Annotated in this window: 25 protein-coding genes; 18 read left to right on the top strand and 7 right to left on the bottom strand. The window is 62.4% G+C overall.

Going from position 1 to position 26,124, the window contains the following annotated elements; translation table 11 throughout:
* Positions 1-36: 36 nt before the first annotated feature.
* Genes J2Z31_RS05550 through J2Z31_RS05535 form a run of 4 tightly spaced genes read right to left on the bottom strand, consistent with a single transcriptional unit; the run spans position 37 to position 2,510 of the window.
* Positions 37-369, bottom strand: coding sequence for a hypothetical protein (locus J2Z31_RS05550; RefSeq protein WP_209600857.1), 333 nt, complete (start codon positions 367-369; stop codon positions 37-39).
* Positions 366-1,253 carry an NAD(P)-dependent oxidoreductase gene (locus tag J2Z31_RS05545; RefSeq protein ID WP_209600856.1) on the bottom strand — a complete coding sequence of 296 codons (888 nt, stop codon included), beginning with the start codon at positions 1,251-1,253 and terminating at the stop codon, positions 366-368. Before J2Z31_RS05545 ends, J2Z31_RS05550 begins: the two co-directional genes overlap by 4 nt.
* On the bottom strand, positions 1,250-1,786 hold the full coding sequence (locus J2Z31_RS05540; protein WP_234939255.1) for a gluconokinase: 537 nt from the start codon (positions 1,784-1,786) through the stop codon (positions 1,250-1,252). Before J2Z31_RS05540 ends, J2Z31_RS05545 begins: the two co-directional genes overlap by 4 nt.
* Complete coding sequence (locus tag J2Z31_RS05535) at positions 1,755-2,510, bottom strand: SDR family oxidoreductase (protein ID WP_209600855.1); 756 nt, start codon at positions 2,508-2,510, stop codon at positions 1,755-1,757. The genes J2Z31_RS05540 and J2Z31_RS05535 overlap by 32 nt, the downstream gene beginning before the upstream one ends.
* Positions 2,511-2,595: 85 nt before the next feature.
* Here J2Z31_RS05535 and J2Z31_RS05530 point away from each other — a divergent pair, with 85 nt between their 5' ends.
* From J2Z31_RS05530 to J2Z31_RS05520, 3 genes are all read left to right on the top strand, one after another.
* A complete protein-coding gene (locus J2Z31_RS05530) occupies positions 2,596-3,543 on the top strand; it encodes a 2-hydroxyacid dehydrogenase (protein WP_209600854.1) in 948 nt (315 codons plus the stop codon).
* 10 nt (positions 3,544-3,553) lie between these two features.
* Positions 3,554-4,585: an L-idonate 5-dehydrogenase gene (locus J2Z31_RS05525; RefSeq protein WP_209600853.1), complete on the top strand. Its 1,032-nt coding sequence runs from the start codon at positions 3,554-3,556 to the stop codon at positions 4,583-4,585.
* Between the two features lie 141 nt (positions 4,586-4,726).
* On the top strand, positions 4,727-5,623 hold the full coding sequence (locus J2Z31_RS05520) for an SMP-30/gluconolactonase/LRE family protein (protein WP_209600852.1): 897 nt from the start codon (positions 4,727-4,729) through the stop codon (positions 5,621-5,623).
* Positions 5,624-5,631: 8 nt separating this feature from the next.
* Here J2Z31_RS05520 and J2Z31_RS05515 read toward each other — a convergent pair whose 3' ends face one another.
* Positions 5,632-6,531, bottom strand: a complete 900-nt coding sequence (locus J2Z31_RS05515) for a GNAT family N-acetyltransferase (protein WP_328243196.1) — start codon at positions 6,529-6,531, stop codon at positions 5,632-5,634.
* A gap of 310 nt (positions 6,532-6,841) precedes the next feature.
* Between J2Z31_RS05515 and argE the strand changes: the two genes are divergently transcribed.
* The 8 genes from argE (at position 6,842) to J2Z31_RS05475 (ending at position 15,718) form a co-directional block, all read left to right on the top strand.
* Positions 6,842-7,966 carry an acetylornithine deacetylase gene (gene argE, locus J2Z31_RS05510; protein ID WP_209600850.1) on the top strand — a complete coding sequence of 375 codons (1,125 nt, stop codon included), beginning with the start codon at positions 6,842-6,844 and terminating at the stop codon, positions 7,964-7,966.
* A gap of 18 nt (positions 7,967-7,984) precedes the next feature.
* Positions 7,985-8,908 (top strand): 2-hydroxyacid dehydrogenase, encoded by a 924-nt coding sequence (locus J2Z31_RS05505; RefSeq protein ID WP_209600849.1) that lies wholly within the window; start codon positions 7,985-7,987, stop codon positions 8,906-8,908.
* Between the two features lie 24 nt (positions 8,909-8,932).
* Positions 8,933-9,286 carry a cupin domain-containing protein gene (locus tag J2Z31_RS05500; RefSeq protein WP_209600848.1) on the top strand — a complete coding sequence of 118 codons (354 nt, stop codon included), beginning with the start codon at positions 8,933-8,935 and terminating at the stop codon, positions 9,284-9,286.
* Between the two features lie 255 nt (positions 9,287-9,541).
* Complete coding sequence (bfr, locus tag J2Z31_RS05495; protein ID WP_209600847.1) at positions 9,542-10,027, top strand: bacterioferritin; 486 nt, start codon at positions 9,542-9,544, stop codon at positions 10,025-10,027.
* 501 nt (positions 10,028-10,528) lie between these two features.
* On the top strand, positions 10,529-11,992 hold the full coding sequence (locus J2Z31_RS05490; protein WP_209600846.1) for an aldehyde dehydrogenase family protein: 1,464 nt from the start codon (positions 10,529-10,531) through the stop codon (positions 11,990-11,992).
* A gap of 106 nt (positions 11,993-12,098) precedes the next feature.
* Entirely contained in the window at positions 12,099-13,142 is a 1,044-nt protein-coding gene (locus J2Z31_RS05485) for a tartrate dehydrogenase (RefSeq protein ID WP_209600845.1), read from the top strand.
* 17 nt (positions 13,143-13,159) lie between these two features.
* Positions 13,160-14,617, top strand: a complete 1,458-nt coding sequence (locus J2Z31_RS05480) for an NAD-dependent succinate-semialdehyde dehydrogenase (protein WP_209600844.1) — start codon at positions 13,160-13,162, stop codon at positions 14,615-14,617.
* Between the two features lie 102 nt (positions 14,618-14,719).
* Positions 14,720-15,718 (top strand): aldo/keto reductase, encoded by a 999-nt coding sequence (locus J2Z31_RS05475; protein ID WP_209600843.1) that lies wholly within the window; start codon positions 14,720-14,722, stop codon positions 15,716-15,718.
* 24 nt (positions 15,719-15,742) lie between these two features.
* Here the strand turns inward: J2Z31_RS05475 and J2Z31_RS05470 are convergent, their stop codons facing one another.
* Both J2Z31_RS05470 and J2Z31_RS05465 read right to left on the bottom strand, forming a co-directional pair.
* Positions 15,743-17,017, bottom strand: coding sequence for an NAD(P)/FAD-dependent oxidoreductase (locus J2Z31_RS05470; protein WP_209600842.1), 1,275 nt, complete (start codon positions 17,015-17,017; stop codon positions 15,743-15,745).
* A gap of 130 nt (positions 17,018-17,147) precedes the next feature.
* Positions 17,148-17,816 carry a haloacid dehalogenase type II gene (locus J2Z31_RS05465; RefSeq protein WP_209600841.1) on the bottom strand — a complete coding sequence of 223 codons (669 nt, stop codon included), beginning with the start codon at positions 17,814-17,816 and terminating at the stop codon, positions 17,148-17,150.
* A 312-nt stretch (positions 17,817-18,128) separates the two neighbouring features.
* On the opposite strand from J2Z31_RS05465, the gene J2Z31_RS05460 reads away from it, so the two are divergent.
* The 7 genes from J2Z31_RS05460 to J2Z31_RS05430 all read left to right on the top strand — a co-directional run bounded on the left by J2Z31_RS05460 (position 18,129) and on the right by J2Z31_RS05430 (position 26,047).
* The gene (locus J2Z31_RS05460; RefSeq protein ID WP_209600840.1) at positions 18,129-18,965 is read left to right on the top strand and encodes a GNAT family N-acetyltransferase; all 837 of its coding nucleotides are present in this window, start codon (positions 18,129-18,131) and stop codon (positions 18,963-18,965) included.
* A gap of 13 nt (positions 18,966-18,978) precedes the next feature.
* Positions 18,979-20,355, top strand: coding sequence for an aspartate aminotransferase family protein (locus J2Z31_RS05455; RefSeq protein ID WP_209600839.1), 1,377 nt, complete (start codon positions 18,979-18,981; stop codon positions 20,353-20,355).
* Positions 20,356-20,586: 231 nt separating this feature from the next.
* On the top strand, positions 20,587-20,754 hold the full coding sequence (locus tag J2Z31_RS05450) for a hypothetical protein (protein WP_209600838.1): 168 nt from the start codon (positions 20,587-20,589) through the stop codon (positions 20,752-20,754).
* Positions 20,755-20,878: 124 nt separating this feature from the next.
* Positions 20,879-22,489, top strand: a complete 1,611-nt coding sequence (locus J2Z31_RS05445) for an ABC transporter substrate-binding protein (RefSeq protein ID WP_209600837.1) — start codon at positions 20,879-20,881, stop codon at positions 22,487-22,489.
* A 95-nt stretch (positions 22,490-22,584) separates the two neighbouring features.
* On the top strand, positions 22,585-23,535 hold the full coding sequence (locus J2Z31_RS05440; protein WP_209600836.1) for an ABC transporter permease: 951 nt from the start codon (positions 22,585-22,587) through the stop codon (positions 23,533-23,535).
* The gene (locus tag J2Z31_RS05435) at positions 23,532-24,395 is read left to right on the top strand and encodes an ABC transporter permease (RefSeq protein ID WP_209600835.1); all 864 of its coding nucleotides are present in this window, start codon (positions 23,532-23,534) and stop codon (positions 24,393-24,395) included. Before J2Z31_RS05440 ends, J2Z31_RS05435 begins: the two co-directional genes overlap by 4 nt.
* Positions 24,395-26,047: an ABC transporter ATP-binding protein gene (locus tag J2Z31_RS05430; protein ID WP_209600834.1), complete on the top strand. Its 1,653-nt coding sequence runs from the start codon at positions 24,395-24,397 to the stop codon at positions 26,045-26,047. The genes J2Z31_RS05435 and J2Z31_RS05430 overlap by 1 nt, the downstream gene beginning before the upstream one ends.
* Positions 26,048-26,124 lie beyond the last annotated feature (77 nt).

Raw genomic sequence — 26,124 nt, 5'->3', positions numbered from 1 at the left:
GAAGAACGCGGCGACAGATACGTCGCCGCAACTCGCCTAGAGCCGGAACTCGTTTGCCTGCGTGATGTGGTGATGAATGCGACCTTCGAAGAAGCGCGCCAGCACTTCCTCGGTGGCAGCCTTCGCCGCGGCCCGGGCCGGGCTCGCCAGGGCCTTTTCGACCGTATCAAGGTCCGGATAATTGATCGCAAGAATCATCGGAATTTCCGGGGCACCCTCGTCGCGGGCGTCGGCAAAGGTGACGCGCACGTCGAGAGCGCCGGGAAAGGCCTTCCATTTGGGCAGGATATTTTCCAGGACGGCAGCCCGGAAGGCGTCGGTCTCGCCTTCCTTCACCTTTCCCTCGAACAGCGCATAACGTGTAATCATCCGAACGTCTCCTTGCTGGGTCCCTTGAAATATTCCATGAGCGCAGCCTGGTCCTCGCCACCGAGGCCGGCGGCGGTCAGCATCCTGTGCACTTCGGCGCAAACGGCGGTCAGCGGCATTGCCGTGTTGGTCCGTCGCGCGAGGTCCTGTGCGCCGTTCAGATCCTTGACCATGTTGTCGATTCGGCCGGTGCGCCGGTAATCCCTGGCGACGAAGCGGGGCATATATTCCTGCAGGATGGCGCTGTCGGCGCGCCCGCCCTTCAGCGCCTGCGGGACCTTGATTGCATCGATGCCGGCGTCGAGCGCGAGCTGGGTGGCCTCGGCCACCGCAAGAAAATTGAGCCCGCAGAGCACCTGATTGATCAGCTTTGTCGTCTGGCCCGCGCCGGACGGACCCATATGGGTGTAGTTGGAGGCGACATGCCTGAGCACCTGATGGGCATCCGCCACATCCTGGTCCTTGCCGCCCGCCATCAGCGTCAACTCTCCGATCAATGCCTTGGGGGCGCCTCCGGAAAGAGGGCTGTCGACCCAGCGCAGGCGCGTTTCCGCGGCTTGCGACGCCATCGCTTTCGTCGATTCCGGGTCGATCGAGGACATGTCGATGATGAGCGTTCCGGGTCTGGCGCCTTCCGCAACTCCGCCCGGGCCGAACACTGCCGCTTGGACGATCTTCGCCGAATTGAGGCTGAGAATCACATAGTCGGAGCGGGAAGCAGCCTCTGCGGCGCTCGCCGCCGCGACGGCGCCCTTGTCCACCAAATGCTGGACTTTGTCGCGATGGAGGTCGAAAACCATGAGCTCGTTGCCGGTTTCGACGAGGCGAGTGCCGATGGCGCCGCCCATGGCACCGGCGCCGATCAAGGCGACTTTATTGCTCATTTTCCCATTCCTCTGAGTTGGCTGGCGATGCTCTCGACGACTGCATCGAGCGGCTGGTCGATATCCACGCTGATGGCATTCTCGTCCGATCCAGGGGGCTCGAGCGCCGCGAACTGGCTTGCAAGCAGCGCAGACGGCATGAAGTGACCTTTGCGGGCGCTCATCCGCTCCTCGATGACCTCAGGCGAGCCGGCGAGGTGGACGAAGGCGACCGGACCTCCGACGATCTGTCGGATATGATCGCGATAGGCGCGCTTCAGCGCCGAACAGCCGATGATCGTTCTTCCCGCGCCGGAGGCAAGCGCCTCGCCGACCCGCGTCAGCCAGGGCCAGCGGTCGTCGTCGCTCAAGGGAATGCCCTTGCTCATCTTGTCTATATTTGCAGGCGGATGCAGATCGTCGCCGTCGAGATAGTCGGCAGCGATGCGTTTGGCGAGCGCGGCGCCGACCGTGGACTTGCCGCAACCGGCAACGCCCATCAGCACCATACGTTGGGGAAGATCAGAGAGAGGCTGTGATACCGCCGTCGACATAGAGCACGTGTCCGTTCACGAAAGAGGATGCATCCGAGGCAAGGAAGATACAGGCGCCGACCAGTTCGTCCACCTTGCCCCAGCGTCCGGCCGGCGTCCGCTTTTCCAGCCAGGCGGAAAAGGCGGGATCGGCTACGAGGGCGGCATTGAGCGGCGTGTCGAAATAGCCGGGGGCGATCGCATTGCATTGGAGCCCGTATTTCGCCCAGTCGGTCGCCATCCCCTTCGTCAGATTGCCGACGGCGCCCTTGGTCGCCGTATAGGGTGCGATGCCTGGTCGGGCGAGCGCCGTCTGCACGCTGGCGATGTTGATGATCTTGCCGGCACCGCGCTTGATCATGTGCCGCGCGACAGCCTGGCCGACATTGAAGACGGTCGAAACATTGGTCCGCAGCAGCTTCTCGAAGGCATCGGCGGGGAACTCCTCAAGCGGGGTGCGGTGCTGCATGCCGGCATTGTTGACGAGAATGTCGATGGCGCCGACCTCCGTCTCGAAGCGGTCAACAGCAGCTCGCACCGCCTGATGGTCGGTGGCGTCGAACGGAAGCTGGCGCGCGCCGGCGATCCGCCCCGCCGCGTCGGCAAGCTTTTCCTCGTCGCGCCCATTGAGGATCACCTCGGCTCCGGCATCGGCAAGCCCGTGGGCCAGAGCGAAGCCTATCCCCTGTGACGAGCCGGTAACGAGCGCCCGCCGCCCTCTGAGATCAAACAGTTCAAGGCTCATTTTTCCTCCCGCATTCATCTCGACAAGCTTGTTTGATCTGTTTATGTTATCGATAACATTGAATGTCAAGGGACGGAGAAACGAATTGAGAAAACCACATATTCTCCAAGTCGGCCCCTATCCGGAGTGGGACGAGGTGCCGCTGAACGAGGCTTTCGCGGTTCATCGCTATTTCGACGCTTCGGACAAGGCGCGCTTCCTCGCTGAGGTCGGCCCACAGGTTCGCGCCATTGCCACACGCGGCGAACTCGGCGCCAGCCGAGCAATGATCGAGGCCTGCCCTGCCCTCGAGGTGGTGTCGGTCTATGGCGTCGGTTTCGACGCGGTCGATCTCGTTGCCTGCCGCGAACGCGGCATCCGCGTGACGAATACGCCGGACGTGCTGACCAATGACGTGGCTGATCTCGGCGTCGCGATGATGCTCTGCCTCTCGCGCGGCATGATCGGGGCGGAAAGTTGGGTCAAGGACGGAAGCTGGGCGAAGAAGGGGCTTTATCCGCTGAGACGCCGCGTCTGGGGCCGCCGCGCCGGCGTGCTCGGCCTGGGGCGGATCGGCTATGAGGTGGCCAAGCGCCTGAAAGGCTTCGACATGGACATCGCCTATTCCGACATTGCGCCAAAGCCCTATGCCGCCGAATGGCAGTTCGTGGCCGACCCCGTGGCCCTCGCGGAGCGGTCAGACTTCCTTTTCGTAACGCTCGCCGCCTCGGCCGCAACCCGCCATATCGTCGGGCGCGAGGTCATCACCGCCCTCGGCGGCGAAGGCATGTTGATCAATATCTCCCGCGCCTCGAATATCGACGAAGAGGCGCTGCTCGAGGCGTTGGAGAACGGCACCCTCGGATGCGCGGCGCTCGACGTTTTCGAAGGCGAGCCGGCTCTGAACCCCCGATTTCTTTCGCTCGACAATGTGCTCCTTCAGCCGCACCATGCGTCCGGCACAGTGGAGACGCGCAAGGCCATGGGGCAATTGGTGCGGGATAATCTGGCCGCGCATTTTGCCGGCGAACCGCTGCTGACGCCGGTTCTTTGAGGAGGCCGAGATGAAAGCAATCGTCGTTCATGGGCCGAAGGACCTGCGCATCGAAGACCGGGCCGAAGACGTGCCCGGCGCAGGCGAAGTGCGGCTTCGCCTCGCCGTTGGCGGGGTCTGCGGAAGCGACCTCCATTATTACAATCACGGCGGCTTCGGCGCCGTCCGACTGCGTGAGCCGATGATCCTAGGCCATGAGGTTTCGGCTCATGTGGAAGTGCTTGGGCCGGGCGTCGAAGGGCTTGCCATCGGAGACCTCGTCGCCGTTTCGCCGTCGCGGCCCTGCCGGTCCTGCCGTTACTGCCAGCAAGGGCTCCACAACCAATGCCTGAACATGCGCTTTTACGGCAGCGCAATGCCCTTCCCCCATATCCAGGGCGCTTTCCGTGAGGTGCTGGTCGCCGATGCCCAGCAATGCGTGCCTGCCGCAGGACTGACGCCAGGCGAAGCGGCCCTGGCCGAGCCGCTCGCCGTGGCGCTCCATGCCACGCGCCGCGCCGGCGAAATGCTGGGGAAGCGGGTGCTGGTGACCGGCTGCGGCCCGATCGGCGTGCTGGCCATCCTTGCAGCGCGCCGCGCCGGCGCAGCTGAGATCATCGCGACCGATCTTTCCGACTTCATGCTCTCATTAGCACGGACCGCCGGGGCCGACCGCGTCATCAACACGAAGGACCAGCCGGACGCTCTCGCTCCCTATTCGGCGGACAAGGGCAGCTTCGACGTGCTTTACGAGTGCTCCGGTGCGGCGCCAGCGCTGGCGGCAGGAATAGCGGCGCTGCGCCCGCGCGGCGTGATCGTGCAACTGGGTCTCGGCGGCGACATGAGCCTGCCGATGATGGCGATCACTGCCAAGGAACTCGAACTGCGGGGATCCTTCCGCTTTCACGAGGAATTCGCAACCGGCGTCGGGCTCATGCAGAGAGGGCTGATCGACGTCAAACCGCTGATTACCCACACCTTGCCGCTTTCGGAAGCCGTTACCGCTTTCGAACTGGCGAACGACCGCGGCCTGGCGATGAAGACGCAGATCGCCTTCTCCTGAACGACAGGCAAAAGATCGGGCGCCGCGGCAAAAGCCACGCCGCTCGTGCAAAGGTGATCGGGGTTGCATTTGCGCTCCCTGCCCTGCAGTGATGCTCTCCGCAAGCAATCGAGATACGATCGGGAACAGGAGGAAGTCCGGATGTCGTTCTTCGAGGTGGTCGACGACCGTTTCCGGTCCTTCGTCATGGGCAATTCGCCCGTCAAGCAGATCGCGACCGGCTTCGATTGGGTCGAGGGACCGGTGTGGTTCGGCGATGCCGGCTGCCTCCTCTTCTCCGACATACCCAATAACCGAATCCTGCGCTGGATTCCGGAAGCCGGCATTTCGACCTACAGGAGCCCCTCGAACTACGCCAATGGCAACACGCGCGACAGGGAGGGCAGGCTCGTCACCTGCGAGCACGGCACGCGGCGAGTGACGCGCACCGAGCATGATGGCTCGATCACCGTTATCGCCGACAGCTATGAGGGGAAGCGGTTGAATTCGCCCAATGACGTGGTGGTGACATCCGATGGCTCCATCTGGTTCACCGATCCGCATTACGGCATCATGACCGATTACGAGGGCTATCGGGCCGAGCAGGAACTCCCCTGCCAGGTCTATCGCGTTCGGCCTTCCGGCGCGATCGAAGCGGTTCTTACCGATTTTGCCTGCCCCAACGGCCTCGCCTTCAGCCCCGACGAGAGCCGGCTTTATGTCGCCGACACCGGACGGATGTTCTCATCCGATCCGCAGCATATCCGCGTCTTTGACGTCCGTGCCGATGGCAGCCTTTCGGGCGGTAAGGTATTCCACATGATCGAACCCGGTTGCGCGGACGGTTTCCGCGTCGACAGCGAGGGCAATCTCTGGTCTTCCGCCGCGGATGGCGTGCATTGCATCGCGCCCGACGGTCACCTGATGGGCAGGATTCGGGTACCGGAGCTCGTTTCCAATCTTTGCTTCGGCGGCCGGGCAAAGCACCAGCTCTTGATCACGGCCTCGACGAGCGTCTACAGGGTCGCGCTCAATCGCAACGGCGTGCAGCGCCCTTAGCCTTGTAGTCAGCCGAGTGCCTGGCTCACCAAACCGTAGGTGACCGTCCCTTCGGTCGCGGCGGCTTTCGCCTCGCCGCCCTCTCGCGCCAGAGACATGGTGAGCACGGTATCGAACACCGCCATTCCCGCGTCGGAGAGAAAGTTGGCAAAGGCGCCACCGACCTGATGCGTATCGATGCGCAGGAAAGTACCCGCGTGATCGAGGACGTGCGGATGGACGACCGCGATCGCGTCGGCGTCGTCTTTTGCGACGACCGGGCCAACCACATGTCCACGGCCAAAGGGGCGGCAGAGTGCAAATGCCGCAAGCGCTCCGTCGCGAAATAGCCCGTAACCAACGGACTGTGGGAAGAGTTTGCCAATCAAGATGTCGCGTGCAACGCCAAAGGCACGTGCATCCATTTCGACCACGGCTGAGAGGTCTTCAGCGTTCAGCCGTCTTACGGTCGGCCTCTCAGGGGCATTGTGGGTTTCCACCGGATGCACGACACCCTGGCACTGATAAACGGTCTTGACCGGATGGAAGCCGAGCGAATCATAGAGACGACGCGCCGCCCGCGTAGAGTTGAGCCGAAGGTCGCGGCCGTGGCAATCGGCAAGAACACGCTGCATCAGCCAATGACCCGTGCCGTTCGTCTGCAACCGGGGCGAAGTGATCACCATGCCGATTGTCGCGAACTCTTCGCCATGCGGGAACCACATGGCCGAGCCGGTCACCCTGCCGATTTCATCGAGCGCGACATAGCCCCGACCGAACTGGCGCAGGAACTGCAGATCTTCCGCGCGCAACGGCCAGCCGACGGAAATCGACAGCGCGTGCAATTGCTCGAGGTCTACGCTGTCGACATCCGCGATATGCAGTTCAAAGCTATCGATGAGTTTGATTTCGGGTGCCTGCCCGCCCACTCTCTGATCTCCCACATATGGCACTAAAAACGAAGGCGCGCCGGAAACGCTTCTTCCGAGATTAACGCGTCGCACCCGACAGATTTCGCTTGAGACGCCGCCGGATACACAACATTCCATCAAATTTATCACGCTTTCGGCACGCAAACCCTGCGGCGGCCCCTAGACTGATTAGGGAAGGTATAGGTCGGGCCGCCATCGCCGGTGATTCTAGAGAGCACGGACGGGTCGCTTCCCGCAAGCCCCGTCGCGAGCGCCCCAAAACTCGCGCTCGCGACGATGCGGACCTGAGCACATTGTGAGGAAATCGATGCAGGCAGCTGAAATCCTTGAGGCATTGGTTGCCTTTCCTTCCGTGGTTGGCACGCCCAATGATAGCATCGTCGCCTGGGTTCGCGACTATCTCCGGCGCCAAGGTATAACCGCCGCCATGCTTCCCGGCCCGGAAGGAGACCGCGCGAACCTGTTCGCCACCGTCGGCCCGAAGGAACTGCCTGGCTATGTTCTCTCGGGTCATATGGATGTCGTTCCGGCAAACGAGGACGGCTGGACGAGCGATCCCTTCCGCCTCCGCGCCGATGCGGGTCGGCTCTATGGCCGAGGAGCGACCGACATGAAGGGCTTTCTTGCCGTCGTCCTCGCCGTCATTCCAAAACTTGCGGCGCTGCCGCTCCGCCGTCCGATCCACATCGCCTTCTCCTATGACGAGGAGGCCGGTTGCCGCGGCGTGCCGCACATGATCGCGCGCTTGCCGGAGCTTTGCGAAAGGCCGCTGGGGGCGATCATCGGCGAGCCTAGCGGAATGCGGGCGATCCGCGCGCACAAAGGAAAGGCGGCCGCGCGGCTGACGGTCAGGGGCCGCTCCGGCCATTCGTCGCGGCCGGACCAGGGCCTGAATGCCGTGCATGCGATGAGCGACGTGCTCGGCCAGGCCGTGGCTGAGGCTGCACGGCTGAGCCGCGGCCCCTTCGAAGCGACGTTCGAGCCGCCCTATTCCTCGCTCCAGATCGGGACGCTGAGGGGTGGTCAAGCGGTCAACATCATTCCTGAGAGCTGCGAGGCGGAATTCGAGGCGCGGGCCATTTCCGGCATCGATCCGGCCGGACTGCTTGAGCCCGTACGGCAAGCGGCCGAAAGGCTGACCGGGCGCGGTTTTGGGGTGGAGTGGCAGGAGCTCAGCGCCTACCCCGCATTGTCGCTGGCCGAAGGCGCGCCGCTCGCGGCTCTCCTCGAGGAGCTAACAGGTGTCGAACCACTTGCCGCTGTCAGCTACGGCACCGAGGCCGGCCTCTTCCAGCAGGCGGGTATCGACGCGATCATATGCGGCCCGGGTGAAATCGGCCGCGCGCACAAGGCGAACGAATACATCCTGGTGGAGGAACTCGAGGCCTGTCGGGCGGTGATCGAGGCACTTGGTGCACATTGTGCGTCCTGAGATGGAGCAACTCCGACTATGACCTTCCTCTTCAACTCCGATGCGAAGCGCGGCGCGATTTTCGCCGAGGCCTTCGCGCGCGAACTGCCTGACATCGCCTTTTCGATGGATCCGGCGAAGGTCGATCCCGATGACGTGCGTTACCTAATCACTTGGACCGTACCAGCGGATCTCGCGCGCTATCGCAACCTTGAAATTCTGTTCTCGATAGGCGCCGGTGTCGACCAGTTCCGCATCGATGCGGTACCGGCGCGCGTAAAGGTCGTGCGTATGGTCGAGGACGGTATCGTGCGGATGATGCAGGAATATGCGACCCTTGCGGTTCTTGCGCTCCACCGTAACCTACCCGCCTATATCGACCAGCAGCGTCGCGGGCTTTGGCAGCCGATCGCCCAGCGGCAGGCGGCGGAGCGCCGCATCGGCGTTCTCGGTCTCGGCATGCTTGGCAGAGCCGTGCTCGAGCGGTTGAAACCGATGGGCTTCCAGCTTTCCGGCTGGAGCCGAAACCCGCGCGAAATCGAAGGCGTAACCTGCCTGAACGGCGAGCATGGCCTCGACACGCTGCTACGATCGACGGACATTCTCATCTGCCTGCTGCCGCTGACGGACGAGACGCGCGGCTTCCTTGGCGCCGATCTTTTTGCCAAGCTGCCGGCCGGAGCGGCACTCGTCCATGTCGGTCGCGGACCGCAGCTCGATCATCACGCGCTTCTTCGGGCCCTGGACAGCGATCATCTCTCGGGCGCCGTAATCGACGTCACCGACCCGGAGCCACTGCCGGATACCCATCCCTTCTGGAGCCATCCGAAGATCCTGCTGACGCCGCACGTGGCGAGCGTCACGCAACCCGAAACGGCCGCGCGCGCTGTGATCGACAACATCAAACGTCACCAAGCGGGACTCGATCCGATCGGGCTCATCGATCGCGACCGCGGCTATTAATTCCATGCTCAGGAAAGGTAAAACATGACCCTATTGAAGACGATCGATACGAACCCCGCCTTCGCCCCGCGCGAATCAACGCCGCTTCCCGAACGCCTCATCACCGGGAACCCGTCGTTCAAGACCTGGGCGCAGGACGTCGCCCGCGGCGAGATGATCCATACCGGCATCTGGGAAGCGACCCCAGGCGAGACGCGCTCGATCAAGGGCGAAACCTTCGAATTCTGCCATATCCTTGCCGGCGTCGTTGAGATCACGCCTGAAGATGGCGACCCGGTCGTCTACAAGGCCGGGGACAGTTTTATCATGAAGCCCGGCTTCGTCGGCGTGTGGAAGACCATCGAGACGGTCCGCAAGATCTACGTTACGGTGATGTGACCGGCGTCGCGCGCGAGACACGCCGTCTTCGCAGCAACGCTCGACGGCTGGCTGCGAGTCCTTTGCCCTGGAGACCGACACTGATGTTCGGAAACGATCTTTGCGCGTCTGAGGAGCCGCACGCGCCTTAGAGCCTTTCCGAGATCCGATTCAGCCTTCCTGTGTACACGTTAGAATCGTTCTAAAAAGCACTCGACAAACGCATTGGTCGAAGCTATTTGCTAGGTGCTCAACCTCGCTAGAAGGACCTATATCATGAAGGGTGATCCCCAAGTCATCGAGCGGCTCAACGAAGCACTATTCCTGGAACTCGGAGCGGTAAACCAATATTGGCTGCATTACCGCCTGCTCGAAGACTGGGGCTATACAAAGCTTGCCAAGAAAGAGCGCGCCGAATCGATCGAAGAAATGCAGCACGCCGACAAGCTGGTCGCGCGCATCATCTTCCTCGAGGGGCATCCGAACCTTCAGACGGTGGCCCCATTGCGTATTGGGCAGAACATCAAGGAAGTCTTGGAGGCCGATCTTGCCGGTGAGTACGACGCACGAACCTCCTACAAAGCTTCGCGTGACATCTGTAATCAGGCCGGTGACTACGTATCGATGAAGCTTTTTGAGGAGTTGCTCGCAGACGAGGAGGGCCACATCGACTTCCTGGAAACGCAGCTAGAGCTCCTTGACAAGCTCGGCGTCGAAAAATACGGCCTGCTCAACGCGGACTCCGCTGAAAGCGCCGAATGATCGAGCCCACTGCATGTCTCTCCGAATCGACCCGATTCAAGGACAAGAGACATGCAGCAAGTCAAAGCGCTCCAGCTATTCTTGCGGGTCTGATCAGACGCGCGACGCTGTAATGGTGCGGCCAACCTGACGACAGGTGGCCGCGCATTTCTCCTGCCTCCGCCACTCGCCGTTCTGACAAGCGCTCCCAAGTCGAACCTCGCATACTGTTCCGCGAGGACCAGCAGGTCTTACCCATTTTGTCGATCAATGCCGGTGGCCTTCCAAACGCTCGCCTCCGTCGCAACAATCCATGGGGCGCTCTTTACCGTCCGCGCCGCCAGGGGCGATATCCGGGCATCACTCCCTCTTCTGATCATGCTTGCCTGGCCGATCCTGCCGAAGATTTGACTGTCGCGTTGCCGAAAACGTAATTTTCCGCCGTCCCGGCATTGCCAGTCGATGCTTGCTGCTCTCAATGCCCGGCTAATATTGCCTCGAGCCCATGCCGAGGACGTACCGATGACACTCAGCTTCGACCCAGACAGAATTCCCCTTCCCATCGGACACTTCATCGGTGACCGGTTGGTGGCCGCCGAAGGCGTCATCGACATGCATCGGCCGTCCGATGGCAAGGCCTATGGGGGCTGTCCGCTTGCAGACGAGGCCCTCGTCGACCGCGCCGTGGAGACCGCCAAGAAGGCGTTGAAGGCGAGCAACTGGGGCGGCGTACGACCGCGCGAACGCACGGTCGCGCTGCAGCGCTGGGCCGACCTCATCGAAAAGGAAGCGGAAACCCTCGCCAAGCTGGAAGCGCTTTCGTCGACCCGCCCCGTTGGTCATCTCGTCGCCGGCGACATCGCCGTCAGCGCCGAGCAGATCCGCTTCTTCGCCGAATTTGCAGACAAGGAAGGCAGCGACCTCGTGCCGACCGACGAGAGCAACCTCGGCATGATCATGACCGAACCCTATGGCGTCGTGGGCGCCATAACGCCCTGGAACTTTCCTGTTTCAATGGCCGCTTGGAAGCTCGGACCGGCGCTTGCCGCGGGCAACGCGGTGGTGCTGAAACCATCGGAAATGACGCCGTTTTCTACCGTTTACCTTGCCGAACTCGCAATCCGCGCCGGCATCCCGGCCGGCCTTATCAATATCGTGCTCGGCGATGGACCGGTGACCGGCAACGCGATCACCGGTCACCCGGACATAGCAAAAGTAAGCTTCACCGGCTCGACCGGCGCCGGCGCCGCGATCATGGCCAATATCGCCCGCACCGGCGTCAAGCCCATGACACTTGAACTCGGCGGAAAGAGCCCGCAACTGGTCTTCGCCGATGCCGACATCGACAAAGCTGCTGCGGCAATCGCCCAGAGCATGCTTTCGAATGCCGGCCAGGCCTGCGTCGCGGGATCGCGGCTGATCGTCGAGGAGAGCGTCGCCGCGCCACTCGCCGAGGCGATCGTTGCGCGCATGAAGACTGCGAAGGCAGGCCCGACCTGGGACGAGACGAGTGAATACTCGCCCATCATCTCGAAGCGGCAGTTGAGCCGGATCCACGGCATCGTCGAGGCGGCCGTGTCGGCAGGCGGCGAATGCCTGCTCGGCGGCCGTCAAATGGATGCGCCGGGCTATTTCTATCAGCCGACGCTGATGGCCGTCCGCGATGCGCGCTCGCCAGCGATCATCGAAGAGATCTTCGGACCGGTGCTCACCATGCAGACCTTCGCCGACGAGGAAGAGGCTTTGGCGCTCGCCGATCATCCGACCTACGGCCTTGCCGCAGGCCTTTTCACCCGAGACCTCTCGCGAGCGGTGCGTCTTACGCGCAAACTCCAGGCCGGCACCGTCTGGGTCAATCGCTACAGCCGCTCGCGCGACCACATCCTGCCGACCGGCGGCTACAAGCGCTCCGGCATCGGAAAGGACCTCGGCCGCGAGGCCTATCATGCCAACCGCAAAAGCAAGAGCGTGCTCATCAGCCTCTAGGGACTTGCGTGGCCTCGTCCACGCTCCGTCCGCTTATGTTTAGTTTTGTCGCAGGTTCTTTCGGTGAGGCGCTGCCCGCCTTCCGAAACCTGCTCGGGGAGATTCAATGACATCCTATTCCATAGCTCTCATCCCTGGCGACGGCGTTGGCCGCGACGTAACCGACGCGGCGTGGCAGGTCCTGTCGACCGTTGCCAGGCATTCCGGATTTACACTCAACGGTACCCCCTTTCCCTGGTCCTGTGCCTTCTACAAGGAGACCGGCGCGATGATGCCGCCGGACGGCATCGAGACACTGCGCCGGTTCGACGCGATCCTGCTCGGGGCTGTCGGCTGGCCCGCCGAGGTACCGGATTCCGTTTCGCTGCACGGGCTGCTGCTGCCAATCCGCAAGGCCTTCGTGCAATATGCGAATATTCGGCCGCACCGGCTGCTGCCGGGCGTGCGCGGACCGCTCAGGGCCGAGAACTTCGACATCCTCTGCATTCGCGAAAACACCGAGGGCGAGTATTCCGGTGCCGGCGGCCGCGTCCATCAGGGAACGACGGACGAGGTGGCGGTCGAGACCTCCATCTTCACCCGCACTGGCGTCGAAAGGATCCTTCGCTTCGGCTTCGAACAGGCGCGGGCGCGCCGGGGCAAGCTCGCTTCGGTGACCAAGTCGAATGCGCAGAAATACTCCATGGTGTTCTGGGACGAGATCACACACAAGCTCGCCGCCGAATACCCTGATGTCGATGTTGCTAGCTACCACATCGATGCCATGGCCGCGCGCATGGTGATGGCGCCGGAAAGCCTCGACGTCGTCGTCGCCTCGAATCTCTTCGGTGACATCTTGACCGATCTCGGCGCAGCCATCCAAGGTGGTCTCGGTTTTGCAGCCTCGGCCAACATCAATCCGGACCGAAGCGCTCCATCGATGTTCGAGCCGGTGCACGGCTCCGCCCCCGACATCGCCCATCTCGGCATTGCCAACCCCATCGCCGCCATCTGGTCTGGCGCGATGATGCTCGAGCATCTCGGAGAAAAGAACGCAGCGCAGACTATCATCGGCGCGCTCGAGAAGACCACCGCCCGTGGCATCGGCACTGTACCCGGCAAGGACAGGACGGAAACCATAGCAGCAGCGGTGCTCGCTGCGCTCGACTGATCATGAGGGAAAATATCATGCAGAGCTTGAAAGATCGCGATCTTTTCCGCCAGTCCGCGCTGATCGACGGCAAATGGATCGACGCAGTGTCGGGCGTGGTCGTTGAAGTCAACGACCCGGCAAGCCAAACGACTCTCGGCACGGTTCCGGACATGGGAACCGCCGAAACGCGCGCCGCGATCGAGGCGGCCAACGCCGCCTTCGGTCCCTGGAAGAAAAGAACGCACGCCGAGCGAGCCGCCCTGCTCGAACGATGGTACGCGCTGATGATCGAGAACCTCGAAGATCTGGCGCTACTCCTCACCCTCGAGCAAGGAAAGCCGCTCGACGAATCGCGCGGCGAGATCCGCTATGGCGCATCCTTCGTCAAATGGTTCGCCGAGGAAGCGCGCCGCATCGGCGGCCACACGATCCCCTCGCCCACACCGGATCGGCGCATCATCGTGCTCAAGGAAGCGGTCGGCGTCTGCGCCATCGTCACACCATGGAATTTCCCGAACGCGATGATCACCCGCAAGGTGGCGCCGGCGCTCGCTGCCGGTTGCACGGTTGTCATTAAGCCCTCGGAGTTCACGCCCTTTTCGGCGCTCGCCCTCGGCGTGCTGGCAGAGCGCGCCGGCATTCCGGCCGGCGTCATCAACATCGTTACCGGCATGCCGACGGCGATCGGTAACGAATTCATGGCGAACGAGACGGTACGCAAGATCTCCTTCACCGGCTCGACGCGCGTCGGGTCGCTGTTGATGCGCGGCGCCGCCGACAGCGTCAAGCGGCTCTCCCTCGAACTCGGCGGCAACGCACCGTTCATCGTCTTCGACGATGCCGATCTCGATCTCGCCGTTGAGGGCGCGATCGCCTCAAAGTTCCGCAATGGCGGCCAGACCTGCGTCTGCGCCAACCGCATCCTGGTGCAGGCCGGCGTTTACGACGCCTTCGCCGAGAAGCTCGGCGCCCGCGTCAACGCCATGAAGGTCGGGCCGGGCACCGAGCCCGGAATTGCGATCGGCCCGATGATCAACGCGGCGGCGATCGAGAAGATCGACCGACATGTCGAGGACGCTCTCGCCAAGGGCGCGAAGGTTGCGGCGCGCGGCAACGCTGTGCCGGACGGCCAGCAGTATACGGCCCCGATCGTCTTGACCGGCGCGACGACGGACATGCTGCTCGCGAGCGAAGAGACCTTCGGCCCCGTCGCCCCCCTCTTCCGCTTCGAAACGGAAGAAGAGGCAATCGCCATTGCCAACGGCACACCGTACGGTCTCGCCGCCTATTTCTTCACGGAGAGCCTGAAGCGTTCCTGGCGCGTTGGGGAAGCGCTCGAGTTCGGCATGATCGGCCTCAACACCGGCGCGATCTCGACCGAAGTCGCGCCCTTCGGCGGCGTCAAGCAGTCGGGGCTCGGGCGCGAGGGCGCACAGGCCGGCATCGAGGAATATCTGGAGATGAAGAGCTTCCACATCGGTGGGCTGGAGTAGGATTTTTCAAATCTGAAAAACACCTTGCGAATTCGAGGGTTCTGATCGCCAAGCGTCCGGTGGCATGTTGGTGAGCATCGCTTCACAACAGAAGAGGATGCCATGCTTGCCACCGACATTTCTGCGACCATCCGCAGGCCGTTGGGTCGTTCGGGGCTTTCGGCCGGGTCAATCGGCTTGGGCTGCTGGGCGATTGGAGGCCATTTCACCCTGCGTGGAAAGCCGGACGGCTGGGGCGACGTCGACGATGCACAGTCGATCCGCGCCATTCACCTGGGCCTCGAAATGGGCGCGTCGCTGATCGACACAGCCGATGCGTACGGAACCGGGCACAGCGAGGATGTTATCGGCCGCGCGCTCAGCGATCGACGAGGCGACGCGATCATCGCAACCAAGTTTGGTTACACCTACGACCGCGCCGCCCGCGCCCTTGTCGGTACCGATGTCAGCCCCGCTTACATCCGAAAGGCCTGCGCCGCGTCGCTCCAGCGTCTGGGCACCGATTACATCGACCTCTACCAGATCCATGTCGGAGAGCTTTCGGATGACGAAGCGGACGCGGCTGGCGAGACGCTCGAAAAATTGGTGGAGAAAGGTGCCATCCGTTTCTGGGGCTGGAGCACGGACAACGCCGTTGCGGCCAGGCGAATGGTGAAATTCCCGCACTTCGTCGCGGTCCAGCAGGAACTGAACGTCTTCATAGACGCCCCGGACATGTTGGTAATGTGCGAGGACAACAATCTCGCCAGCATCATTCGATCGCCGTTGGCGATGGGCTTTCTTACGGGCAAATTCAGTTCTGAAATGCGTTTGCCGGGACATGACGTTCGCGCCGCAGGTCATAGCTGGGTGCGGTTCTTTCAGGACGGGCGCCCGCGAGCCGATTACCTTGAACGCCTATCGCAGATCCGAGAGCTCCTCCGGACCGGCGGCAGGACTTTGGCGCAAGGCGCGCTCGGATGGATTCTTGCCCGTTCGCCCAACACCTTTCCAATACCCGGCTTCAAGACGGAGGCGCAGGTGCGGGAGAATCTAGCCGCTCTGGAAAAGGGAGCCCTGCCATCGGCGACAATGGCGGAAATCGATGCGCTCCTCGCCTAGACCGGAAAGCAGGCAGGGAGCCCCTTACTGGATCCTGTCCAGCATTTTGTAATACATGCCGACCATCGGCAGGAACCACGGTTTACCGAAATGTCCCGGTACGGCCGGCCATTCGAGGCCCTTTAGCGGGTTGCGGTCCGGCCTGCCGAGGATCGCGTCCGCCATCATGATGCCGAGATGGGTCGAAAGCTGCGCACCGTGGCCGGAGTAGCCCATCGCGTACCACACGCCATCGTGATAGCCGGCACGCGGGAAGCGGTCTCTGGTCATGTCGACAAGGCCGCCCCAACAATAATCGATCTCGACATGAGCGAGTTGCGGAAAGATCTCGGCCAGGCTCGCCTTGAGAATCGCCCCGCTTTTCGCATCCGATCGTTGGTCCGAGCTCGCCGAAAAGCGGGCACGGCCGCCGAAGATCAGCCGGTTGTCCGGAGCCAACCGGAAATAGTTGCCGATGTTCATCGAAGTGACGCAGGTGCGGTTGCCCGGCATGGTGGCCGCGACTTCCGCATCCGTCAGCGGCCGGGTGGCAATGAGGAAGCTTCCGACCGCTATGATGCGGCGGCGGAAGTAGCCGAAGTTGGCAGACGTATAGGCACCGGTGGCTACAAGGACTGCATCCGCGCTGGCGCTGCCGCGCGCGGTCTTCAACAGATGGCGACCGCCGCTCTCACGGTGCTCCGTCACTGCCGCGCCCTCGAAGATCGTGGCGCCGTGGCGTTTGGCCGCCTCGCCAAGGCCGACGACATAGCGCCCCATATGCATCATCGCACTCTTTTTCGACAGCATCGCGCCGAAGAAGCGGGAGCCAACCTCTCCTTTAAGGTCATCCGCACGCAAGAGTGCGGTGTCCGGATCAACCTCCGCGTTGACCGCCTCGAAATTGCGGGCAATCGCGGCCAAATGCTGGGGTTTGGAAGCGAGTTTCAACTTCCCGGCGCGGCGGAAGTTGCAGTCGATCCCCTCCTCGGCGATCAGCGCCTCGATTGTGTCGATCGACTCGTCGAGCGCCCGATAGAGAGCGACCGCCCGCTCCTTGCCGAGCTCCGCCTTTGCGGCGAGGTAGCTGTGCGCCAGCCCATTGTTCAAGTGTCCGCCATTGCGGCCGGAGGCACCCCAGCCGACCCGTTCTGCCTCCAGCACGACAACTTTGGCGCCGGCCTTGGCGAGTTGCCGGGCTGCAGCGAGACCGGTGAAGCCGCCGCCGATAACGGCGACATCATAGTGCCCGTCAACCGGGCCCTGCGTTGCCCCGGCGAAGGCCGGGGCGCTGTCGTGCCAATAGGAAACATATTTCATGGCGGACCGCCCCTTTTCCTCATCCGCTCTACAAAGCCGTGCGTTTTTCAGACGCGTATAGGGCACTGCAAGCGTTTAAACCTATCCATCGCGCCGCCCGAAAATCGGACCCGATTTTCGGGCGAATGCGCTAGAGACCGACGACGCCCGGCAGGCCGGAAATATTGGCGATCTCGACATAGCCATAGTAGGGGTTCGCCGGCTCGTGACCGCGGTTCACCCACACCTTGTTCTTGATGCCGAGGTCATGGGCCGACATCAGATCGTAGCGGAAGGAGGAAGAGCAGTGCAGAATGTCTTCCGGGCCGCAACCCAGCATGTCCAGCAAGTATTCGAAGGCCTTGAAGCGCGGCTTGTAGGCCTGAGCCTGTTCGGCGGTATAGACTGCATGGAATGGCGCGCCGAGCTTTTCGACATTGGACATGATCTGTGAATTCATGGCATTCGACAGAATGACCAGCGGAATTTCCTTGGCGACCTTGGCGAGCCCCGCCGGCACGTCCGGATGCGGACCCCAGGTCGGCACGCGCTCATAGACCATCCGAGCTGCCTCCTCGCGGAATTTTATGCCGTTACGCTTACACGTGCGCTCGAGCGAATTGTGCACCACCTCGGCATAGGGCTTCCAGTCGCCCAAAATCTCATCGAGGCGATAGGCGGCGAAATTCTTGATGAACTCCGCCATTCGCGGTTCGTCCAGCTGCTCGCTGTACAGGTCGCGCGCCGCTTCCGCCATCTGGAAGTTGGTCAGCGTGCCGTAGCAGTCGAAGGTGATGTATTTCGGGCGGAAGGTGGTCATGTGCATATCCTTCATGGTCGGGAGCGGATACTAAGATCATAGGCGTCGACCCGCGCCTCGGCTCACCTGATTTCGCGAGTATCGAAGCAGAATCTGCCGTATCGAAAGTCGCGTTTGGCAGAAGGTTGCGAGCTTCGTCCCCCCGCTCGATCCGTCGCAGACTCCGTTCCCCGCGGCCCTCGCGCGTGCCGGCATAAGATGCGGTCGCCTGCGTGCGCAAAGCCATAAGATACCGCGCCGAACCTGACCTTCAGACGATCTGCCGGACCCAGATCCTCCAGACTTCAAGGGCAGAAGCAAGGAAGATTCGCGATGCAGACACGTCAGATCGATCTCATACCCTTCAGCCCCGAACACCTCGACGCAGCAGTCGGCCTATCACGGCAGGCGGGTTGGCCACACCGGCCCGAGGATTGGCAGATGGCGCTCGCCCTCAGCAAAGGCGTCGTGGCAGTCGAGGGCGATCGGACCGTCGGCACTGTGCTCGTCACCTCTTACAAAGAGGACTGTGCGACGATCAATATGGTGATTGTCGACGAGACCATGCGCGGCCGTGGACTCGGGCGCCGGCTGATGGACGCCGCCGTGCACATTGCCGGTAATCGCCCGCTTCGGTTGGTGGCGACGGAGGAGGGCCTGCCGCTTTACGAGAAGTTCGGCTTCCGGGAGACGGGGCGCGTGCTGCAGCATCAGTGCGTCGTTGGAAGAATAGCCGCTCCTGCGGGAGTGGAGCCCGCGAACCCAGCCGATGTTTCAGCCATCGCCGAACTCGACCGTAGCGCCTTCGGCGGAAACCGCGCCAACCTTATCGCCAATATCGCAACGATCGGCGAATTCGCGGTGATCCGCCGCGATGGACGCGTTTGCGGTTACGCGGCCGCCAGACCGTTTGGCCGCGGCGAGGTCATCGGACCGGTCGTTGCCGCTGATCTCGAAGACGCCAAGGCATTGATCACATATCTCATCGCTCGGCGGCCCGGGCAGTTCCTGCGGGTCGATGCGATCGCCGAAACCGGCCTCGGGCCGTGGCTCGCCGAACGCGGCCTTGCCCATGTCGGCGGCGGCATCGTCATGATGACGTCGGTCAACGAACGCGCCGCCGACGTCACCGCCACAACCTTTGCCCTCGCCGCCCAGGCGTTTGGCTGACCCGGAGAGTCCCATGTACAGCAATTCCCTCATCGAACTTGACCGCGCTCATCTCATTCATCCGGTCGCATCCTATCGCAGTCATGAAAAACTCGGTGTGCGCGTGCTCGCCTCGGCGTCAGGCGCAACTGTCACCGATGCTTCGGGCAAGCAACTGATCGACGGCTTTGCCGGCCTCTGGTGCGTCAATGCCGGCTATGGCCATGAGAGCATCGTCGAGGCGGCAACCCGGCAGATGCGCGAACTGCCCTATGCGACCGCCTATTTCGGCCTCGGATCGGAACCTGCAATCCGGCTCGCTTCGGAGCTCGCCGAACGTGCGCCGGGCAATCTGGATCACGTTTATTTCACCCTCGGCGGCTCGGATGCAGTCGACAGCACGATCCGCTTCATCCGCTATTACTGGATCGCGCGCGGCGAGCCGCAGCGCGACCAATTCATCTCCGTCGAGCAGGGCTATCACGGTTCCTCGACGGTCGGTGCGGGACTGACGGCGCTGCCATTGTTCCATGCCGGCTTCGGCATACCGTTCGACTGGCAGCATAAGATTCCGTCCCACTATGCCTATCGCAACCCGGTCGGCGACGATCCGCAGGCAATCATCGACGCCTCGCTTGCCGCTCTGAGGCGGAAGGTCGAAGAGATCGGCCCGGAGCGGGTCGCCGCCTTCTATGCCGAGCCGATCCAGGGTTCTGGCGGAGTGCTGGTGCCGCCCAAAGGTTGGATGAAGGCAATGCGCAAGCTCTGCCACGAACTCGGCATCCTCTTCGTGGCGGACGAGGTGATCACCGGATTCGGCCGCACTGGGCCACTCTTTGCATGCGAGGAGGATGAGATCGTGCCGGACTTCATGACCGTGGCGAAGGGCCTGACCTCCGGCTATGTGCCGATGGGCGCGGTTTTCATGGGCGACCATATCTACCAGACGATCGCAGACAGCGCCGGTGCCGCAGCAATCGGCCACGGCTACACCTACTCGGCCCATCCGGTCAGCGCGGCGGTCGGGCTCGAGGTGCTAAGGCTTTATGAGGGCGGTTTGCTGGACAATGGCCGGAAGGCAGGCGCACGCCTGATGGCCGGCTTGGAAAGCCTCAAGGCTCATCCGCTGGTTGGCGACGTGCGCGGGCGCGGCATGCTCGCCGCCGTGGAGCTTGTCGTCGACAAGGAGAAGAAGACCCCCTTGCCCGCAGCGGCCGAGCCGGCGCGCCGCATCTTCGACCGCGCCTGGGCAAACGGGCTGGTCATCCGCGCCTTTGCCAATGGCGTGCTCGGCTATGCACCGCCGCTTTGCTGCAGTGAAACGGAGATCGATGCCATTGTGGATCGCACCCGCATGACGTTGGACGAGACCTTGGAAGATCCGGATGTCCGCCAGGCTTTGAAGGCCTGACGGACTGCGGGCCGCATATATCGCCGAATGGTCATATTCGGAATCTTGTGCCGCTCCATCCTGTCTTTTCGGACACTTCGGTGCGGCACAAATGCCAAACTTGAAGGAAAGAAGGGGGCGCTCCAGATGCGGACCCTCTTCACCAAGAGCGGAAAGAACCATCCGCTGACGGGAACAGAATAATCTTCTTCACGAAGCGAGGCGCTCGCGAGTGCGCCAGGAAACTGGGAAATGGAGTTGAAGAGCTTACCAAATTGCAGCGGCGACATCCTGCATCTCGCTCGGAGCCACCATCGCGACTTCGGCATCTCGCGGGAGCCTGGGCTTGCCACTTGCTGGATCGAGCGCCGCAATGCGCAGAAAAGTTACGGCGGCATCATCCAGCCGCCCGAGTTTTAATCACTTCGCCTCGATGGCCGCTTCTGCCGATGCCCTGGCAGCGCTGCGCAGGTGAATCATTTCAACGATCGGGGGTCCAAGCTCGCAGGAGAAGGACAACCCGGCAACTGAGAAGGGGAATGACATGACTGACAAGATCACAAATTGGACCAGGTCGGACGACGCCATGGTCGAAGCCGCCATCCGTCGTGGCGCCACGCGCCGCGAACTGTTGCAGATGCTGCTCGCTGGCGGCGTCGCTATGTCGGCCGGCGGCGTCCTGCTCGGTCGGGCCTCTGAAGCGGTCGCCGCAACTCCGGTCACTGGCGGCCACCTCAAGGTGGCGGGCTTCACGTCTTCGACCGCAGACACGCTTGATCCGGCCAAGGCTTCGAATTCCACGGACTATTCGCGGTGCGCGGCGGTCTACAACCGGCTCTCCAATCTCGACAAATCCGGCGCCACGCAGATGGAACTGGCGGAAAGCATCGAGAGTGCCGATGCCAAGGTGTGGACCGTGAAATTGCGCAAGGGCGTCACCTTTCACGACGGGAAGCCGCTGACCTCCGCAGACGTGATCTTCTCGCTCAAGCGCCATCTGAATCCCGATGTCGGTTCCAAGGTCAATGCCATCGCGAAACAGATGACCGATTTCAAGGCGGTCGACGATCTCACCGTCGAAATCACGCTGGCCGATGCCAACGCCGATCTGCCGACAATCCTGGCCCTGCATCACTTCATGATCGTCGCCGACGGCACCGCCGATTTCTCCAAGGGGAACGGCACCGGACCATTCGTTCTCGAAAGCTTCGAGCCGGGTGTGCGCTCGCTCATGCGGAGGAACGATAACTACTGGAGGTCCAAAGGACCATATGTTGACGCCTTTGAATTCTTCGCGATCAGCGACGATAGCTCGCGCGTCAATGCATTGTTGTCCGGAGACGCCCATGTCGCCGCCGCCATCAATCCCCGTTCGGAGCGCCTTGTCGAAAGCCAGCCGGGCTTCGTCCTCTCGAAATCGGCCGCAAACAGCTACACCAACCTCAACATGCGCCTTGACATGGCCCCGGGCCAGAACAAGGACTTCGTGGCCGGCATGAAGCACCTCGTCAATCGCGAGCAGATCCTGAGGGCGGCTCTGCGCGGGCGTGGCGAAATCGGCAACGATCAGCCGGTCTTTCCGGGCAACGTCTACCGCAATGACGATCTGAAGCCGAAGCCTTACGATCCTGAAAAGGCGAAGTTCCATTTCGAGAAGGCCGGCGTTTTCGGCCAGACGATTCCGATGGTCGCTTCCGACGCGGCTACCGGCTCGGTCGACATGGCGATGGTCATCCAGGCCGCCGCTGCCGAGATCGGCCTGAAGCTCGACGTCCAACGCGTGCCTTCGGACGGCTACTGGGACAATTATTGGCTCAAGGCGCCGATGCATTTCGGCAACATCAATTACAGGCCGACGCCAGACATCCTGTTCTCGTTGCTATACGCTTCCGAGGCTCCCTGGAACGAGAGCCAGTACAAATCGGAAAAATTCGACAAGATGCTGATCGAGGCGCGCGGCTCGCTGGACCAGGAGAAGCGCAGGGCGATTTACAACGAGATGCAGGTGATGGTCGCCGAGGAGGCCGGCACGATCATTCCGGCCTACCTGACGGGTATCGACGCCATCACCGACAAGCTCAAAGGCATGGAAACCAACCCGCTCGGAGGCATGATGGGTTATCGCCTGGCCGAGCATGTGTGGTTCGAAGCCTGATTGAGCAACTGGGCTTCTGGGGCTGCAGCTGCAACACTGCGGCCCCTGGCATTATGGTTTGTAACCTATCTTGAAAGCCGAAAGGGGAGCGCGACGTGAAGAACCGGGTCCTATCCCTTGCGCTGAGCCGATTGCTCATCGCCCTGATCACCTTGCTGATCGTCTCATTCGCCGTCTTTTTCGCGACGACGCTCCTACCGGGCGATACCGCGTCGATCTTGCTCGGCCAGGCCGCCACGCCCGAGGCCGTCGAGGGCCTGCGCAAGGCCATGCATCTCGACGAACCGGCAATCTTCCGTTTCCTGCGCTGGATTGTCGGCCTCCTGCAGGGCGACCTCGGTACCTCCTATGCGAACAATATGCTGGTTGCGGATCTGATCGGCGGGCGCTTTATCAACACGTTGAAGCTCGCGGGCGTCACCGCGCTCTTCTCCGTACCGATCGCGCTCACCCTTGGGATTACCGCGGCCATGCTGCGCGGCTCTCTCTATGACCGCGCAGTTACTGTGCTGACGATCGGCGTGATCTCGGTGCCGGAATTCATGATAGCGACCTCCGCCGTGCTGGTCTTCGCGGTATATATGAAATGGCTGCCGGCGCTCTCTTTTGCCAATGAAGTCACGTCGTTCGCCGATCTCCTGCGCATCTATGCCATGCCGGTGATCACGCTGACCTTCGGCGTCTCGGCGCAGATGATCCGGATGACCAGGGCCGCAGTGATCGAGACGCTGAGCACACCCTATGTGGAGATGGCCTTGCTCAAGGGCGCCTCGCGGCCGCGCATGGTGTTCCGGCACGCGCTGCCGAACGCTCTGGGCCCGATTGTGAATGCCGTTGCGCTTTCGCTTTCCTACCTGCTCGGCGGCGTCATCATTGTCGAAACGATCTTCAACTATCCAGGTGTTGCCAAGCTGATGGTCGACGCCGTCGCCACGCGCGACCTGCCGCTCATCCAGAGCTGCGCCATGATCTTCTGTCTCGGCTACCTGCTCCTGACCACGACGGCCGACATCATCGCCATTGTTTCCAACCCGAGGCTTCGATGACAATGACCAGTTCCGAGACCACTTCCGTGCGGATAACCGGATCCCGGTTTGGCTACCGCTTCAACATCGTGGGCATGATCGGTTTTTCGGTCATCCTCTTCTGGGCGATGGTCGCGATCTTCGCACCGCTGATCATACCCTATCCGGTCGGCGAGATTGTCGACTTCGACTACTTCGGCCCGGTAAGCGCCGACTTCTGGTTAGGCTCAGACTATCTCGGGCGTGACATGTTTTCGCGCATTCTGATGGGCGCCCGATATACGGTCGGAATCTCGCTCGCGGCGGTGACGATCGCCTGTTTCAGCGGTGTCGTGCTCGGCATGACCGCGGCGGTCGCAGGTGGCTGGCTGGACACGGTGCTGAGCCGTTTCCTCGACGCGCTCAACTCGATACCGAGCAAGCTCTTCGGTCTCGTGGTGGTCGCCGCCGTCGGCTCTTCCATTCCCGTGCTCATCCTGACCCTTTCGGTGATCTATATTCCTGGCTCCTATCGTTTCGCCCGGGCACTTGCGGTGAACATCAATGCCATGGATTTCGTGACGGTCGCCCGCATCCGCGGCGAGAGCACCTGGTATCTCATTCGCTCGGAGATCCTGCCCAACATCGTCGGGCCGGTCCTGGCGGATCTCGGTATACGCTTCGTGTTCATCGTGCTCCTGCTTTCCGGCCTGTCCTTCCTTGGCCTCGGCGTTCAGCCGCCCTATGCCGACTGGGGAGCCCTCGTGCGGGAAAACATCGGCGGCCTGCCCTTCGGCGCACCGGCGGTGATGGCACCGTCCTTTGCAATCGCCAGCCTCACGATCAGCGTCAATCTGCTGATCGACAACCTGCCCAAGAAGATCCGCGATCGGAGCGAATGATGGCCAAGCTCGTAGAAATTCGTGACCTGAAAGTTGAAGCCACCACCGATTCCGGCCGCCGCGTCGAGATCATCAAGGGCGTCAGCATCGATATTGCCGAGGGTGAGATCGTTGCACTGATCGGCGAAAGCGGCTCGGGCAAGACGACGATCGCGCTGACGCTGATGGGCTATGCCCGCCCGGGCTGCCGCATCGCCGGGGGCAGTGTGTCGCTCGCCGGCAAGGACATGGTGACCCTTTCCGAAAAACAGCGTGCAAAGATCCGCGGCACGGAGGTCGCCTATGTACCGCAATCCGCGGCCGCGGCCTTCAACCCGGCAGCCACGATCATGGACCAGGTGATCGAAGTCACCCGTATCCATGGGCTCATGTCGCCCGACGAGGCACGCGCCCGCGCCGTCGATCTTTTCCGGGCGCTGTCCTTGCCCGAGCCGGAGACGATCGGCAGCCGTTATCCGCACCAGGTCTCCGGCGGGCAATTGCAGCGGCTTTCGGCCGCGATGGCTCTCATCGGCAATCCCAAACTCGTCATCTTCGACGAGCCGACGACCGCGCTTGACGTGACGACCCAGATCGAGGTGTTGCGAGCCTTCAAATCCGTCATGAAGCAGGGCGGCATCGGCGGCGTCTATGTCTCACACGACCTTGCAGTCGTTGCCCAGATCGCCGACCGCATCGTCGTTCTGAAGGGCGGAGAAGTGCAGGAGGTCGGGACCACCGATGATATCCTCACAAACGCCAAACATCCGTACACGCGCGAACTGCTCGCTGCCTTCGAGCCGAAACGACGCCAGGCTGCTCAGGTGGCTGCCGCCCCGGCACCACTTCTTCAGATCGAGGGCCTCATTGCCGGCTATGGACAGATCCAAGCTGACGGTCTCCCGGCCATCCGTGCCGTCGAAAATGTCAGCATCAAGGTTGAGAAGGGCCGCAACCTGGGCATTATCGGCGAGTCCGGCTGTGGCAAGTCGACGCTTGCCCGCGCCATCGCCGGCATTCTGCCCGCCGCCGGAGGCAGCATCATCTTCGACGGGGTGAAGCTCGAACAAAACGCACGCCGACGCAGCCGGGAACAGTTGCGCGAGATGCAGATCGTCTTCCAATACGCCGACACTGCGCTCAACCCCGCAAAGTCCGTCGAGGAGATTCTGGCCCGGCCGCTTGCCTTCTATCATGGCATGGGCGGCAAGGCACGAAGCGGCCGCATCGACCAGTTGCTCGACATGGTGCGCCTGCCGCGCAACCTGCGCCACCGGCGACCAGGCGAACTGTCCGGTGGCCAGAAGCAACGCGTGAACTTCGCCAGAGCGCTCGCCGCCGATCCAAAGCTGATCCTCTGCGACGAGATCACCTCCGCGCTCGACACCGTGGTGGCCGCCGCGGTCATCGAATTGCTGAAGGAGTTGCAGCGCGAACTCGGCCTCTCCTACATCTTCATCAGCCACGATCTTTCCGTGGTGGAGGCGATCTGCGACGAGATCGTCGTGATGTATGGTGGGAAGAAGGTCGAGGAAATCACCCCCGACAAGGTCAAGGCGCCACAGCACCCCTATTCGCAACTGCTTTTCTCGTCCGTACCGAAACTCGACCCCACCTGGCTCGACGGGGTCGAGCAGGACCCGGAGCTCGTGCGGGCCTATTGCCGGCGCTGAAGCCCCGCGGGCGCCTGCCGGCACCCGCTGCGGTCATTCGCCGATGGCGGTGGAACTTCCGGTGTGACCAGTTGCCG

Source organism: Sinorhizobium kostiense (assembly GCF_017874595.1).
Classification (GTDB): Bacteria; Pseudomonadota; Alphaproteobacteria; order Rhizobiales; family Rhizobiaceae; genus Sinorhizobium; species Sinorhizobium kostiense.
This window is presented reverse-complemented; position numbering and strand designations above follow the sequence as displayed.

What these genes read in the sequence shown, in the direction of transcription:
- J2Z31_RS05470 (WP_209600842.1), bottom strand. Translation starts at nt 17,017, where the DNA reads ATGAAATATGTTTCCTATTGGCACGACAGCGCCCCGGCCTTCGCCGGG.
- J2Z31_RS05545 (WP_209600856.1), bottom strand. Translation starts at nt 1,253, where the DNA reads ATGAGCAATAAAGTCGCCTTGATCGGCGCCGGTGCCATGGGCGGCGCC.
- J2Z31_RS05460 (WP_209600840.1), top strand. Translation starts at nt 18,129, where the DNA reads ATGCAGACACGTCAGATCGATCTCATACCCTTCAGCCCCGAACACCTC.
- J2Z31_RS05525 (WP_209600853.1), top strand. Translation starts at nt 3,554, where the DNA reads ATGAAAGCAATCGTCGTTCATGGGCCGAAGGACCTGCGCATCGAAGAC.
- J2Z31_RS05480 (WP_209600844.1), top strand. Translation starts at nt 13,160, where the DNA reads ATGCAGAGCTTGAAAGATCGCGATCTTTTCCGCCAGTCCGCGCTGATC.
- J2Z31_RS05435 (WP_209600835.1), top strand. Translation starts at nt 23,532, where the DNA reads ATGACAATGACCAGTTCCGAGACCACTTCCGTGCGGATAACCGGATCC.
- argE (WP_209600850.1), top strand. Translation starts at nt 6,842, where the DNA reads ATGCAGGCAGCTGAAATCCTTGAGGCATTGGTTGCCTTTCCTTCCGTG.
- J2Z31_RS05445 (WP_209600837.1), top strand. Translation starts at nt 20,879, where the DNA reads ATGACTGACAAGATCACAAATTGGACCAGGTCGGACGACGCCATGGTC.
- J2Z31_RS05540 (WP_234939255.1), bottom strand. Translation starts at nt 1,786, where the DNA reads ATGTCGACGGCGGTATCACAGCCTCTCTCTGATCTTCCCCAACGTATG.
- J2Z31_RS05550 (WP_209600857.1), bottom strand. Translation starts at nt 369, where the DNA reads ATGATTACACGTTATGCGCTGTTCGAGGGAAAGGTGAAGGAAGGCGAG.
- J2Z31_RS05505 (WP_209600849.1), top strand. Translation starts at nt 7,985, where the DNA reads ATGACCTTCCTCTTCAACTCCGATGCGAAGCGCGGCGCGATTTTCGCC.
- J2Z31_RS05485 (WP_209600845.1), top strand. Translation starts at nt 12,099, where the DNA reads ATGACATCCTATTCCATAGCTCTCATCCCTGGCGACGGCGTTGGCCGC.
- J2Z31_RS05450 (WP_209600838.1), top strand. Translation starts at nt 20,587, where the DNA reads ATGGAGTTGAAGAGCTTACCAAATTGCAGCGGCGACATCCTGCATCTC.
- J2Z31_RS05500 (WP_209600848.1), top strand. Translation starts at nt 8,933, where the DNA reads ATGACCCTATTGAAGACGATCGATACGAACCCCGCCTTCGCCCCGCGC.
- J2Z31_RS05475 (WP_209600843.1), top strand. Translation starts at nt 14,720, where the DNA reads ATGCTTGCCACCGACATTTCTGCGACCATCCGCAGGCCGTTGGGTCGT.
- J2Z31_RS05465 (WP_209600841.1), bottom strand. Translation starts at nt 17,816, where the DNA reads ATGACCACCTTCCGCCCGAAATACATCACCTTCGACTGCTACGGCACG.
- J2Z31_RS05490 (WP_209600846.1), top strand. Translation starts at nt 10,529, where the DNA reads ATGACACTCAGCTTCGACCCAGACAGAATTCCCCTTCCCATCGGACAC.
- bfr (WP_209600847.1), top strand. Translation starts at nt 9,542, where the DNA reads ATGAAGGGTGATCCCCAAGTCATCGAGCGGCTCAACGAAGCACTATTC.
- J2Z31_RS05535 (WP_209600855.1), bottom strand. Translation starts at nt 2,510, where the DNA reads ATGAGCCTTGAACTGTTTGATCTCAGAGGGCGGCGGGCGCTCGTTACC.
- J2Z31_RS05430 (WP_209600834.1), top strand. Translation starts at nt 24,395, where the DNA reads ATGGCCAAGCTCGTAGAAATTCGTGACCTGAAAGTTGAAGCCACCACC.
- J2Z31_RS05520 (WP_209600852.1), top strand. Translation starts at nt 4,727, where the DNA reads ATGTCGTTCTTCGAGGTGGTCGACGACCGTTTCCGGTCCTTCGTCATG.
- J2Z31_RS05455 (WP_209600839.1), top strand. Translation starts at nt 18,979, where the DNA reads ATGTACAGCAATTCCCTCATCGAACTTGACCGCGCTCATCTCATTCAT.